The organism is Streptosporangium sp. NPDC051023, from assembly GCF_040689595.1.
GTDB lineage: Bacteria > Actinomycetota > Actinomycetes > Streptosporangiales > Streptosporangiaceae > Streptosporangium.
On record NZ_JBFBCE010000076.1, the window covers coordinates 1 to 13,556 of the forward strand.

Sequence of the window (13,556 nt, forward strand, 5' to 3'; positions counted from 1 at the left end):
TTTTGACTTTGTTTTTTGGGTTGGGGGGGGGGGGGGGGGCGGGGGGGGGGCCCCCCCCCCCCCCCACACCCGTTCACGCCCCGGTGTCCGGAAGGGCCGGGCCGACCGGGCCGCTACCCGCGCCCGTGCCCCGCAGCGCCGCCGCCAGCTCGGCCAGGTCCTCGGGGGTGAGGCTGAGCGATCCGGCCGGCAGCCAGCCGTCCACCTGCTCCGGGGTGCGGGCGCCGACGATCGCCGCCGTCACCCCCGGCCACGCCGTCGTCCAGGCCACCGCGACCGCGCCGACCGGCACCCCGTGGCGTTCGGCGACCGGCCGCAGCGCCTCCTGGAGCGCCAGGTTGCGGGACAGGGCGGGCTCCTGGAACTCGGCCTCGCGGGAGCGCCAGTCGTCGGACGGCAGGGCGGCGGCCCGGTCCTCGGTGAACGTGCCGGACAACAGGCCGGCCGCCATCGGGCTGTAGACGATCACCCCCGTGCCGTGCTCGGCGCACCACGGGATCACGTCGGCCGCCGCGTCCCGATGGATCAGCGACAGCGGCGGCTGGAGGGTGGCGACGGGGCCGACCGCCGCGCACCGGTCCAGCAGGTCGACATCGAAGTTGGACACCCCGGCGTGCCGGACCTTGCCCTCCTTCACCAGCTCCAGCACGGTGCCCCAGGACTCCTCGATGGGCGGGCCCGCCGGGTCAGGGGCGTGGATCTGGTACAGGTCGACGTGATCGACGCCCAGGCGGCGCAGCGAGGCGTCGCACTCGCGCCGGATCGACTCCGGCGTGAGGTTGTTGCTCTCCACACCGTTCTCGTCCCAGACCAGGCCGCACTTGGTGAACAACAGCGGCCGCTCTGCGGGCGGCAGTGTGGCCACGGCGCGGCCGACGACCTCCTCTGAGTGCCCGAAGCCGTACACCGCCGCCGTGTCGATCCAGTTCACGCCGCCGGCGACGGCGCGGTGGATGGCGGCGATCGAGTCCTCGTCGGACTGCGTGCCCCAGCCCATCAGCCCCGGGCCGCCGGTGACCCAGCTTCCGAAGCCAACCGAGCTGATACGCAGCCCGGTACGGCCGAGCTCGCGGAATTCGTTGACGGACATCAGTGCTACCTCCGGTAGGGGCGCGTCGCGTCCGGGTCGACGACCGGCAGCACGAGGCGGGAGAGATGGGGGCCGGCGTGGTGGATGTTCTGCAGCGCGCTGACCATCTCGGCGGACGTGCCGGGCTGCTCGCCGGTGTTGGGATTGCGGTCGAAGTGCGGGAAGTTGCTGCTGGAGATCTCCACCCGGATGCGGTGCCCCGGCTGGAACACGTTGCTGGTCGCGCCGAGGTCGAGGCGGTACTCCACCACCTCTCCCGGGGTGACCGGCAGCGGCCCGGACTCGGGGTCGCGGTGGCTGGCGCGCAGGATGCCGTCGGTGATGTTGCGGGCGTAGCCGCACGGGCCGACGTCGACCAGCTTGGCGGTCCAGTCGGTGTCCGGCGCGGAGGTGCTGGCGTGCAGCACCGCGGTGACCGGGCCCGTGACGTCCAGCGGCTCGGTGAGCGGCTCGCTGGTGTAGACGAGGACGTCCGTGCGCTCCTCGATCGGGCGCTGGTCGTACACGCCACCCTTGGTGTGCACCGGGCTGCAGCACAACGCGCCGCCCAGGGTGGGGACCGGGTTGCGCGGGTTGTACACGTAGCTGTCCGGCGGCTGGTCGCCGGGGGTGTCCCTGGACAGGCGCCCGTCGCCGTGCAGCGTGTTGGCCCGGCCGCCGCTGTGCAGGTACCAGTCCTGGTAGTCGGTGCCGGGCAGCGGCCACGAGTCGGCGACCCGCCACTGGCCCGCCCCCATGGCGTACAGCAGCACCGGCGGGTCCTCCCCGGCCGCATCACCGCCGTCGCGCAGCCACCGGTCGAACCAGCGCAGTTGCAGGCCGTCGGCGTCGAGGGCGCCCCCGGTCGAGCGCCCGCCGAAGTTCCACGAGCCGACCGGGTTGCCGCTGAACAGGCCCTCGTGCGGCCACGGCCCGACGAGCAGCCGCTGCCGGTCACGCACCCCCTGGGGACCCCTGGCGCGCATGCCGGCGAAGTTCTCCAGGGTGCCGCCGAGGAACGTGTCGTACCAGCCGCCCAGGTTGAACGCGGCGACGGTGATCTCCGGGTAGGCGCGGGAGACGTCCAGCCGCTCCCAGAACTCGTCATAGCGGGGGTGCTGCAGCCACTCCCGGTAGTACGGCGCGACGCCGTCCAGGTACGGGTGCCGGTCCAGGGGCAGCACCAGCGCGGTGTCGGGCAGGCCGTCGGAGGCGTCGGTCAGCGCCTCGCGCACCTCGGCGGAGACCGACGGGTCGCGGGCGGCGTTGTGCGCGGCGAGCGACAGCGTCCAGCCCAAGCTGAAGCTGAGCTGGAACGCTCCGCCCCGGTACACCCAGCCGTGGTGGTAGCTGGACGCGGTGACGTTCGGGGCGATCGCCTTCAGCGCCGGGTGCCCGGACATGGCGGCCTGCCACTGGGTCACCCCGTCGTACGAGCCGCCGAACATGCCGACGTTGCCGTCACACCACGGCTGGGACGCGATCCAGTCGATCGAGTCGTACCCGTCCTCTCGTTCGTGGACGAACGGCGTGAACCGGCCTCCGGAGGCGCCTCGTCCGCGGGTGTCCTGCATCACGACGGCGAAGCCGCTGGACGCGGCGCGCAACGCGAACGTGCCGTACATGCCGAGGCCGGTGCGGTCGTAGGGCGTGCGGAACACCAGGGTCGGGCAGCGCTGCCCGACCGGGCGATACACATCGGCGCGCAGGACGGTGCCGTCCCGCATGGGAATGGCGACCATCCGGTCGACCGTGAGCGACTCAATCATTCTTACCCAGCCAGTGGTCGAGGACGTTGCGGGTGATCTTGGACACCCCGTTGTCGTAGCCGTGGGCGGACAGCCCACCGCTGAAGGAGATCGAGCCCGTTGCGAACACCGACCCGCCGCCGCGGGTGCGGAAGTACACGAGGTCGGAGCGCACGTCGGGATCCTCGGAGGCGCCGTGTCCCGGGTGCGTGCCGGTCAGTTCCTCGACGGCGAACTGGTAGCCGTCGAGGAGCCCCTCCGAGGTGGCCAGCACGATCGCGTCCGGCGGGCTGCCCAGCGCGGGATCGTAGCGGTCGATCTCACCGCCCGCCGCGCCCCCGCCGTCCAGGCCCGCGTCGCCGAACACCTCGGGCACGCCGTCCAGCAGGGACTTCAGCGAGTCGGGGACGGTGTCGGGGCCGATCCGGTACCGGCCGGACGGGCCGCCGCCCTGAGCGCTGAAGCCCACCCCGAACACCTTCTGCGGGGGGCGGCTGCGGTTCGCCCACAGGCCGCCGCGCTCGCCCGTGGTGGCGTGGTGGTGCTCGCCGGGACGAGCCTGCCAGCTGCGGGTGCCGTTCTCGCCGCGGCGCAACTCCATCACGTGCGGCAACTCGGGGTGGAAGGAGACCACCCAGTAGTAGCCGTTGCCGCCCAGGTAGGCGAAGTTGCCGCCGCCGTCCACGTACGACTCGATGGCGTCGATCATCTGCTCGGAGGCGTACTCCGGGTGACTCCCGCTGAGCACCCCGCGGTAGCGGCGCAGCAGGTCGGCGCCCTCGGCGTGCAGGTCGTGGTCGGTGATGACGTCGAAGGAGTAGTCCAGTTCGGTGAGCCAGTCCAGGATGTACAGGTCCGACGCCAGCATGAACGGCGAGAGGTGGATCCGGAAGCCCGGCGCCAGGGTGAGGATCGGGCGGCGCCAGGAGATGTAGCTCACGCCGCTGCCGTCGGTGTGCTTGGCGTACGCGGAGTGTCCCAGGTCGTAGCGGTGCTCCAGGAACACCGTGCCCGGCGGGACGACCGACACGTGGCCGAGGCCGCGCTCGTTGGAGTAGGCCAGGTAGGTGGCGGTGGGCAGGAGCAGCGCGAGCTTGCCGGTGGCACCTCCCGCGGGCGCGCGCACCACGAACGGGACGGCCTGCTCGCACGAGCCGTCGCCCGCGACGACCCGCAGGGCGTACACGCCGCTCGGCAGGTCGTCCGGCACGGTGAACTCGTGGCTGGGCGCCCAGTCGGCGTCGGCGAGCGCGTCGTCGTGGAAGTGAATCGCGGCGTACCCGCGTGGATCGGCGGCGTAGTGCTCGATCCGGCCGGTGAAGTGGCGCCCGGTCACGCCGCGTACCGGCAGGTTCACCAGCCGGCCGTCCAGGCCGGGGCGGCCGGCGCATGGCACAACCAGCGACGCCGCGGTCTCCCCGGGCTCGAACGACCAGCGCATCGGGGCGTCGTGGTCGTCCGACGCCGCGACCAGCAGCCCGGCCAGGGGCAGCGGGTACGGCCAGACGCCTGGCCGTTCGATCTTGCCGTTGTAGTGGCCGTCCTCCGGAGTGCGCGCCGCGAACAGCAGGTCCCCGTGCTCGGCCGGGGCGAACGCGCCCTCGACGTGCCGTTCGGTCACCTGGGGCCGGTCGTCCACCACGATCGGGCTCACCCGGCTGTTCACACTGGTCACCAGCGGCCGGGCCACCAGCGTGGCACGCCCGGTTGCGGGGTCGTAGGAGGCGGCGACGCCGTACCAGCGGTGGGGGTCGAGCGGGGCGTCGGCGTGGACCGCGCTCTCGCGGGCGCCGTCGCCGAGCCAGAGGGTCAGCCGCCCCGTCTCGTCCAGGCCGAGCGCGTACCCGCGCGGCCCCTGCTCCCAGCGGGCCAGCACGACCTGCGGCCGTCCTGTCACGTGGGTCGGGTAGATGTACGCGGCGACGGCGAAGCCGTCCGCGCCTGCGGTCGCGCCGTGGGGGTCGCGGACGGCGATGTGCGAGCCGAGCCGGATGCGCTGGGTGTGACCGGCGTACCGGCCGTGCCAGGCATCCGCGACCTGCTCGATGCGGACGCCCGGGCTGTCCGGGTTGTCGTCGGAGTGCCGCAGCCGGATCAGTTCCGTGGTGTACTCGGCGACCTGCTCGGCACTGACCATGAACGTGATCCGCTCACCGGGGGCGGCGCTCACCCGGTCCGCGTAACCGAGCAGGACCGGCCCCTCCTGCCGTAGCTCCGGCCCGTCGATCGCGTCCGCGGACGGCTCGCCCCACCCGAACACGTCGAACAGCTCGCGTCGCAGAGCCGCCTCGCGCGCCTGGTCAAGGCTGGCGAACTCCCGCCGGTCGGCGAGCCGGTAGGTCTCGCCGCGCCGCGCCGGAGGACGGACCAGCCGCCAGAGTTCGCGTGGGGTCTGCTCGTAGACGGACAGGCGCTCGGCCGCCGGGCGCTGGCCGAGGAAGCGCGCCACGAGGCTCAACGGTTCCTGGTGCACCGCTTGTGGATCGTGGATCCATGCGGTCACCAGGTCATCGGTGATCAACGAACGGAGCTGCTCGACGCGGCGTTCGGCCAATCGCGCCCGAATGGCCACAACTGAGGATTCCATGACTCGACGCTAGGCAACCGGTCGCGGCACGGGTAGCTCGTCAGGTCGGAGGCAGTGTCACTGAACGGAGGTAATCCGCCGCCCCGGCGCGCCGGCGGAACTCTCCCGGGCTCGTCCCGGTCTCGCGCTTGAAGAACCGGCCGAAGTACGACGGGTTGTCGAACAGCAGCCGCTGGGAGACCTGGGCGACGGTCAGGTCGGTGTGCCTGAGCAGCCGCTTGGCCTCGACGGTCAGCGCAGCGCGGATGATCTCCGCGGGACGCTTGCCCGTGGTGCGTTTCACCACGTCCGCCAGGTACTTCGGGGTGACTCCGATCCGGCTGGCGTAGCCGCTGACGCTCTGCTCGTACGGCAGTTCCTCGCTCACCAGCCGCAGGTAGCGGCGGGCCAGCGCGGTACCGCTGTCCTCCTCAACGGTCCGGACGTCCGCGCCCCGGCTCAGCCTGCGCATCTCCACCAGCAGGACGTGCAGGTACGCCTGGAGCACCGAGACGTCCGCGCCGCTGGGGCGCCGGTACTCCCTGGCCAGCGCGACCAGCAGCTCGGTGATCGGCTTGACCTCCTCGGCGGCCAGGTGCAGGGCGTGCCCGGTGCCCAGCGGGTCGAGCGCCAGCGACTGGCGCGGCGAAACGCGGTCGCCGTACTGGGGGACCAGGAACTCCTCGACGAACGTGACGATGTACCCCTCCAGCGGGGCGTGGCCCTCCCAGAACTGCACCTGGCCGGGGGCGACGAAGTACATCGTCATTGGGGCCACCTGGTACGGCACGAAGTCGATCACGTGGGTGCCCGAGCCGCGGGTCACGCACACCAGCTCGTAGAACTCGTGCCGGTGCGGGTAGGGGGCGTACGACCAGGGCGCCAGGTCGGCGAACGACCCGATGGCGAAGCCGGGCGCGCCCTCGCCGATGAGCGGGTCGTCGAATCTGTGGGTCGGGAACGAGACGGGGGCGAGCGGGACGGACGACACAGATGGCACGGCGGCTCCCAATGTCACTGGCGCGAACCTTCGATGCGCGCGTCTCCCGGCGACGCCGTGGAGGGGGTGAGGCCCGGGTTCGCCGCCAGCAGGGTGCGGGTGTAGTCGTGCTGCGGGTCGGCGGCGATGGTCTCCGGGGTGGCCACCTCGATCAGCCGGCCGTCCTTCATCACGCCGACCCGGTCGGCGACCGAGAGGATCAGGCTCAGGTTGTGGGTGATGAACAGGTAGCTCAGGTTGTGTTCGCGGCGCAGGTCCAGCAGCAGGTTCATCACCTGCCCCTGCACCGACACGTCGAGTGCGGAGGTGGGCTCGTCGGCCACGATCAGCCGGGGCTCCGGGGCGATGGCGCGCGCGATGGCGACCCGCTGGCGCTGCCCGCCGGAGATCTGCGCCGGGAGCCTGTCGATGATCGTCTTCGGCAGGCCCACCTCGTCGATCAGGCGTTCCACCCGGCGGCGCAGGTCCGCGCCACGCAGGTCGGTCAGCTCGCGCAGCGGCTCGGCGATGATCCGGCCCACGGTGTGACGCGGGTCCAGGGAGCTCTGCGGGTCCTGGAAGACCAGCTGCACGGTACGGCGGAACGCGCGGACGTCACCCTCAAGACCGCGCGGGGTGTGCCGCTGGCCGTCCACGGTGACCGTCCCCTCGGTGGGGTGATCGAGCGCCGCGACGAGCTGCCCGAGCGTCGTCTTGCCGCTGCCGGACTCGCCGACCAGCCCGAAGAACTCTCCCGGCCGGATGGTCAGGCTCACCCCGTCCACCGCGGCCATGCGCTCGCGGCGACGCAGCCTCAGCAGGCCGTCGGCGCGCCCGCTGCGGGTGACGAAGTCCCGGCGCACGCTGTCGATCACGAGGAGCGGCTCCTCCCGCGCCGCGTCGGCCGTCGCCGGCGTGACCGCCGGGGCGGGCGAGGACAAGATGACCGGGCCCGCGCCGGGGTTCCAGCAGGCGACTTCGGCCTGCCGGTTCTCCTCGGCCGGATCGGACCGTTCCACCCGCTCGGTCCGTTCCGCCGGGGCGGTGACGAGGGCCAGCGGCGGCTCCTCGGTGTGGCAGCGGTCCCCGGCGTGCGTGCACCGCGGGGCGAACCGGCAGCCGGAGAACCGGGCGGCCGCCTCGGGAACCGAGCCGACGATGGACGGCATGCTCTCCGTGTGGCGTACCCCCACCTGCGGCACGCACTCGACCAGGGCTCGCGTGTAGCGGTGCCGGGGCGAGCCGAGCACCTCGGCCGCGGGCCCGACCTCCACCAGACGGCCCGCGTACATCACCGCGATCCGGTCGGCGATCTCCGCCGCCACGCCCATGTCGTGGGTGATGAACACGCACGCCATCTGGTGTTCCCGCTGCACGGTGCGAAACAGCCGCAGGATCTCGGCCTGGGTGGTCACGTCCAGCGCGGTCGTGGGCTCGTCGGCCAGCAGGAGATCGGGACTGGACATCAGCGCCATGGCGATCATCACCCGCTGCTGCATCCCGCCGGAGAGCTGGTGCGGGTACAGGTTCGCCACCCGCTCCGGGTCGGCGAATCCCACCTCCCGTAGCAGCTCCAGCGCCCGGGCCTGGCCTTGCGCGCGGAGGTCGCCACGGCGCGGCGCGGCGCCGGCCGGCCAGTACGCCTCGCCGAGCTGCGCGCCGATCCGCTGTGCCGGGTTGAGCGAGTCGAGCGCCTCCTGGAAGACCATGCCGATCCGCCGGCCGCGGAAGGAACGCATCTGCGCCGGGCTCAGGGAGGTGAGATCGACGTCGTCGAGCCGGACCGTGCCGGTGGTACGCACCGGGGCGGCGAACTCCAGCAGACGGATGATGGACAGCACGGTGACGGTCTTGCCGCTGCCGGACTCGCCGACGACGCACAGGGTCTGTCCGGAATCGAGGCTGAGCGTGAGCTCGTGGACCAGGTCGGTGGTCGTCTCGTCGGTGAGCACTCCGACAGAGAGGCGGTCTATCTCCAATAGTGACATGGGTGTCATCCTTTCCGTCGGCCAGCGTGACCTCGGGTCCGGTGATTCTGCACCTCAAAGTCCTCGGTTAACAAGGCTGTTCGCACAGTGTGCCGATCTCGGGCCGCGTCTGTCCACAGTCACGGGCGGAGGCGGGGTGAGTTCGCATCAGTGACAGAAAAGCCGACACCGACGCCTATCCCGGACGCGCAGGGCAGGTTACGTTCTCGGCCACCGACCCGCGGAAATAGGTGCGAGGAGCTGCAATGGATAGCACCCGACAACGTCGTAAGCCCAAGATCGTCGCCCTTGTCGCACTAGGGCTTCTGCTCTCGGCTTGTGGCACCGCCACAAAGTCCTCGTCAACCCCGGCAGCTTCGGCCGCCCAGAACAACGCAGGTCAGAGCGACGCAGGTCAGCCCGTACGGGGGGGCAACCTGACCGTTCGCCTCGCCCAGGACCCGGGCTCGCTGGACACGGTGCAGAACAGCAACGCCGGGACCAGCTACCTCGGCCATGAGATCTTCCAGTCGCTGGTCGCCATCGACGCCAACTACCAGCCACAGCCCGTACTGGCGGAATCATACAAGAAGGGCGACGACGGGCTGACCTACACCTTCACTCTGCGCAAAGGCGTCGTGTTCTCCGACGGCTCGCCGCTGACGGCGGCCGACGTGGTGGCCTCGATGCGTTACTGGGTGGAGAAGGGCAGCTACGCCGGCTCCCTCAAGCCGGTGCTCAAGGACATCACCGCCTCCGACGAGGGCACCGTGGTGTTCACCCTCAAGGCGCCGTTCAACCTCGTCGCGCTCATGGCGGCCAGCCACGGCAGCGGTATCCGCAAGGCGTCCGACGTGGCCGCCGCCGGTGCGACCGGGATCCCCCAGGATCACGCGATCGGCACCGGGCCGTACAAGCTGAAGTCCTGGACCGCAGGACAGGAGATCGTGCTGGAGCGTAACGACAAGTACCAGCCGCCGTCCGGCACATCCAGCGGGTACGCCGGGGCCAAGGGCGCCTACCTGGACACCATCACCTACAAGGTGGTCGCCGACCGCGACGCCGCGTTCAACGGCCTGCAGACCGGGCTGTTCGACGTCGCCGAGCCGTCGTACGACCAGTACGACCAGATCAAGCAGAACCCCAACCTCAAGGTGGGCGTCGAGGGCGCCGCGAACATCCAGTACGTCGCGCTCAACCACAACTCCGGCTCGATCTTCTCCAAGCAGGAGGCCAGAGACGCGATGAACATGCTCGTCGACAAGAAGGCGATCATGGACTCGCAGGGCGTGCCCGACCTGGTGCTGCCGAGCGACGGCGCGTTCGCCACGCAGACCAACAAGGCCATGTACTCCGACGCGGGCAAGGCCAAGTGGGACCAGCACGACCCACAGCAGGCCAAGAAGCTGTTCGAGGCCGCGGGCCTGCGCCCCGACCAGACCATCCGGATGATCACCACGGATGAGTTCCCGCAGTTCAAGGACGCACTGGTGATCATTCAGGACTCGCTGAAGAAGATCGGGATCAAGGCGACCATCGAGAGCTACGACTTCGCCACCCTGATCGGGCGCAAGAACAACCAGCCGAACAGCTGGGACGTGCTCGCGCTGATGGACGACGCCAACCCGCCCGTGCCGTCCTACAGCGACAACGTTCAGGGCATGGACAACATGGGCTACCCGAGGGACAAGCTCGCGCCGCTGCTGACCACCTACAACGCGGCCAAGACGCCGGAGGAGCAGAAGCAGGCGATCGACAAGATCCAGGAGTTCACCTCGGAGAACCTGCCCACGCTCACGCTGTACAACGCGAGGTCCTACGTGGCCTACAACCCGAAGGTGAACGGCTACGACGGATGGGGCCTGGAGTTCGCCAACGTGTGGCTGGCGAGGTAGCCCCTGATGCTGTTGGTCATCCTGCGCCGGTTGCGCGATCTGGTGGTCGTGCTGTTCGTGGTCGGCACCGTGCTGTTCTTCCTGTTGCGCTCGATCCCGGGCGACCCGGCCGCGGTGCTCCTGGGCACCAAGGCCAGCCCGGAGCAGCTCGAGCGGCTGCGCCACGACCTCGGACTGACCGGGCCGCTGTACGAGCAGTATCTGCACTGGCTGGGCAACGTGCTGACCGGTGACTTCGGCACGTCCATCAAGTACAACCTCCCGGTTCTGCAGATGATCTTCGACAACATCGCGCCCACGCTGACCCTGGCCGTCGCCAGCACGGTGATCAGTTTTCTGCTCACCGTGCTGATCGTCACCTGGGTCACCGTGGCGCCCCACAACCGGGTGGCCCGGCTCGTCAGCCGGGCCACCCAGTTCGGGCTCGCCCTGCCGGAGTTCTGGCTCGCTCTGCTCGCGGTCTACCTGTTCGCCCTCACCCTCGGCTGGTTCCCGCCCGGCGGCTACACCCCGCTGTTCACCGACCCGGCGGTCGCGATCACCCAGCTGGCGCTGCCGGTGGCGGTGCTCGTGATCGGGCAGACCGCGTTCCTCACCATCACCATGGAGGAGAGCGTGCTCGGCGAACTGACCCAGTTGTACCTGCGCACCGCGCGGGCCAAGGGGGTCGGCGAGCGGCGGATCATGCTGCGGCACGTGCTGCCCAACTCCATGCTGCCGGTCCTGACCACGGTTGGGTTGAACTTCGCCTCGCTGATCGGCGGCGTGGTGGTGATCGAGAGCATCTTCATCATCCCGGGCCTGGGCACCACACTGCTCGGTGCCGTCTACGCCCGGGACTTCCCGCTCATCCAGGGGGGTGTCATGTTCATCGCGTTCCTGTTCGTGCTGATGAACCTGCTGGTCGATCTGGCGTACGCGCTGATCGACCCGAAGGTGCGGGTGTCGTGACCGCCGACCTCGCCACTGCCCCGCCCGCACCGGTTCCCAGCCGGATCCGTTCGTTCGCCCGGCGCAACCCCACCCTGCTCGTGACGGGCGGGCTGCTGGTCGCGATCACCCTGCTGGTCCTGGTGCTCCCGCCGTTCCTGTCCGACCCGGACGCCGCCGATCCGGTGAACCGGCTGCTGCCACCGTCGGCGGAGCACCTGATGGGCACCGACAAGTACGGCCGCGACCTGTTCGCCAGGTGGGCGTCCGCCGGTCGGGTGTCGATCGGGATGACCATGCTGATCACCCTCTGCTCGGTCGGGCTGGGCACGTTCATCGGCCTGGTCGCGGGCTACTTCGCACGAGCGGGCAGGGTGATCATGCGGATCGTGGACGCCTGGATGGCGTTCCCTTCGATCATCCTGGCGATCGTGTTCGCGGTCGTGGTCGGCCCCGGCATGGCGAGCGAGCTGCTCGCGGTGACGATTATCTTCACCCCGTACACGGCCAGGATCATCCGCAGCCGTGTCCTCGGCCTGACCGCCCGCACCTATGTGAAGGCGGCGCGGGTTTCCGGCATGGGCCCGTGGAAGACCCTGGCCGTGCACATCCTGCCGAACACGCTGCCGCTCGCCGTGGTGCAGTGCGTGCTGCTGTCGGCAGGCGCCATGCTGATCGACGGGTCGCTCAGCTTCCTCGGCCTCGGCATCTCGCCGCCCACCGCCACCTGGGGGAACATGGTTGCCGACGGGCGCACCTACCTGCAGGGCCACCCGACCATGGTGGTGTTCCCCGGGCTGACCATCGCCCTGTTCGTGTTCCTGCTGAACCTCACCGGTTCCGCTCTGCGCGCGTTCGTCGATCCCCGGGCGAGGATGCTGCTCGACCAGCAGCGACGGCAGCGGCGGTCCCGCACGTGAGCGGAGCCGCGCGCAGGCGAGGGCACCCGGTGACCGCGCGCAGGCGGGGTCACCGGGTGGCACGCACGTGACCGCGGGCGGCCAGCCGGTCGGCCAGCCTCCGATCGCGCGGAACCGCAGGCTGCTCTTCACACTCGGGGCGCTGTCAACGTTCGGCCCGCTGTCGATCGACCTGTACCTGCCGGCGCTGCCCGCGCTCGCCCGCCAGCTCGGGGCCTCGGACGGCGCCGCCCAGTGGAGCATCTCGGCCTGCATGATCGGCCTGGCCGTCGGGCAGCTGTTCATCGGCCCGCTCAGCGACCGGATCGGCCGCAGGCGCCCGCTGTTCGTCGGCGTGGTGACGTACACGGTGGCGTCGCTGCTGTGCGCGGCGGCGCCGTCGATCGAGATGCTGATCGTGCTGCGCCTGGTGCAGGGGCTGGCCGGGTCGGCCGGGATGGTGGTGGTCGACGCCATGATCCGCGACCTGTACGAGGGGCGCCAGATGGCGCGCATTCTGTCGCTGCTGATGCTGATCGGCGGCCTCGCGCCGATCGTCGCACCCGTCCTCGGCGGGCAGCTGCTGTACCTCTTCGACTGGCGCGGCCTGTTCGTCCTCCTCGCCGTGATCTCCGCGCTGCTGATGCTCGTGGCGGTCACCCTGCCCGAGACGCTCCGCCCGGAACTGCGGCACGCGGGAGGCCTGCGCCGCGTGCGGGCAGGCTTCTCCGAGGTGGCCGGCGACCGGCTGTTCGTCGGCTGCACCCTGGGCTCCAGCATCGGCAGCATCGCGCTGTTCACCTACATCTCGGTCAGCTCGTTCGTGCTCCAAGACGGCTACGGGGTGAGCCCGCAGGCGTTCTCCCTGATCTTCGCGGTCAACTCGGTCGGCCTGATACTGGGCGGCTGGGTCAACGCCCTGCTCCTGCGCCGCTTCCAGCCGGAGCGGCTGCTCGTGCCGGAGTCGCTGGTCGCCGTCGTGGCCGGCGCAGGCGCGGCCGTCGCGGCGGCGCTGCACGCCCCGCTCGCGGTGTTCCTGCCGGCGCTGTTCGTCACGATCATGTCCGGCGGGCTGGCCTCGCCCAACGCGACCGCGCTCGCGCTGATCCGCCATCCGGCCAACGCGGGCACGGCCGCCGCACTGCTTGGCAGCACGGGCTTCCTGTTCGGCGCCCTGTTCGCCCCGCTCGCGTCGCTGGGCGGCGCCAGCGCCGTCGCGATGACCGGCGGAATCGCCGTCGCCCGCGTCGGCTCCTGGCTCGCGTACGCGCTGGTGGCCAGGCCGCGCGCGAACCACGCGCCCGAAGCCGTGCCTCGGACGCACGACTCGGATCACGACGTGCAGGCGTAGCGGCGTCCCATCGGCGTTGCCGAAGACGGCGTCCTGCGCAGCGGTGGCGATGGTGTGCCGGGCCGGGGCGATAGCGGCCAGGTGGCTGACAGCGTGCTGAATGCGATTTGTGAGCGGCGGGTTGGAGGGTGGGGTTGTCCGCGTCACCTGAT

General features: G+C 70.8%; 9 protein-coding genes. 4 read left to right on the forward strand and 5 right to left on the reverse strand.

Annotated elements, in window-relative coordinates; genetic code table 11:
* Positions 1-73: 73 nt before the first annotated feature.
* From AB0395_RS36125 to AB0395_RS36145, 5 genes are read right to left on the reverse strand one after another with little or no spacing between them, the layout of a single operon-like run.
* Positions 74-1,090 carry an aldo/keto reductase gene (locus AB0395_RS36125; protein WP_366288785.1) on the reverse strand — a complete coding sequence of 339 codons (1,017 nt, stop codon included), beginning with the start codon at positions 1,088-1,090 and terminating at the stop codon, positions 74-76.
* A 5-nt stretch (positions 1,091-1,095) separates the two neighbouring features.
* A complete protein-coding gene (locus tag AB0395_RS36130; RefSeq protein WP_366288787.1) occupies positions 1,096-2,838 on the reverse strand; it encodes a CocE/NonD family hydrolase in 1,743 nt (580 codons plus the stop codon).
* On the reverse strand, positions 2,831-5,404 hold the full coding sequence (locus AB0395_RS36135; RefSeq protein WP_366288789.1) for a N,N-dimethylformamidase beta subunit family domain-containing protein: 2,574 nt from the start codon (positions 5,402-5,404) through the stop codon (positions 2,831-2,833). The genes AB0395_RS36130 and AB0395_RS36135 overlap by 8 nt, the downstream gene beginning before the upstream one ends.
* A gap of 40 nt (positions 5,405-5,444) precedes the next feature.
* A complete protein-coding gene (locus AB0395_RS36140) occupies positions 5,445-6,383 on the reverse strand; it encodes a helix-turn-helix transcriptional regulator (RefSeq protein ID WP_366288791.1) in 939 nt (312 codons plus the stop codon).
* Positions 6,384-6,397: 14 nt separating this feature from the next.
* On the reverse strand, positions 6,398-8,350 hold the full coding sequence (locus tag AB0395_RS36145) for an ABC transporter ATP-binding protein (protein ID WP_366288794.1): 1,953 nt from the start codon (positions 8,348-8,350) through the stop codon (positions 6,398-6,400).
* A 245-nt stretch (positions 8,351-8,595) separates the two neighbouring features.
* On the opposite strand from AB0395_RS36145, the gene AB0395_RS36150 reads away from it, so the two are divergent.
* The 4 genes from AB0395_RS36150 to AB0395_RS36165 all read left to right on the forward strand — a co-directional run bounded on the left by AB0395_RS36150 (position 8,596) and on the right by AB0395_RS36165 (position 13,404).
* Positions 8,596-10,224, forward strand: coding sequence for an ABC transporter substrate-binding protein (locus tag AB0395_RS36150; RefSeq protein WP_366288796.1), 1,629 nt, complete (start codon positions 8,596-8,598; stop codon positions 10,222-10,224).
* Positions 10,225-10,230: 6 nt separating this feature from the next.
* On the forward strand, positions 10,231-11,175 hold the full coding sequence (locus AB0395_RS36155) for an ABC transporter permease (RefSeq protein ID WP_366288799.1): 945 nt from the start codon (positions 10,231-10,233) through the stop codon (positions 11,173-11,175).
* Positions 11,172-12,074 carry an ABC transporter permease gene (locus AB0395_RS36160; RefSeq protein WP_366288801.1) on the forward strand — a complete coding sequence of 301 codons (903 nt, stop codon included), beginning with the start codon at positions 11,172-11,174 and terminating at the stop codon, positions 12,072-12,074. The genes AB0395_RS36155 and AB0395_RS36160 overlap by 4 nt, the downstream gene beginning before the upstream one ends.
* A 67-nt stretch (positions 12,075-12,141) precedes the next feature.
* Positions 12,142-13,404, forward strand: a complete 1,263-nt coding sequence (locus AB0395_RS36165; protein ID WP_366288803.1) for a multidrug effflux MFS transporter — start codon at positions 12,142-12,144, stop codon at positions 13,402-13,404.
* Positions 13,405-13,556 lie beyond the last annotated feature (152 nt).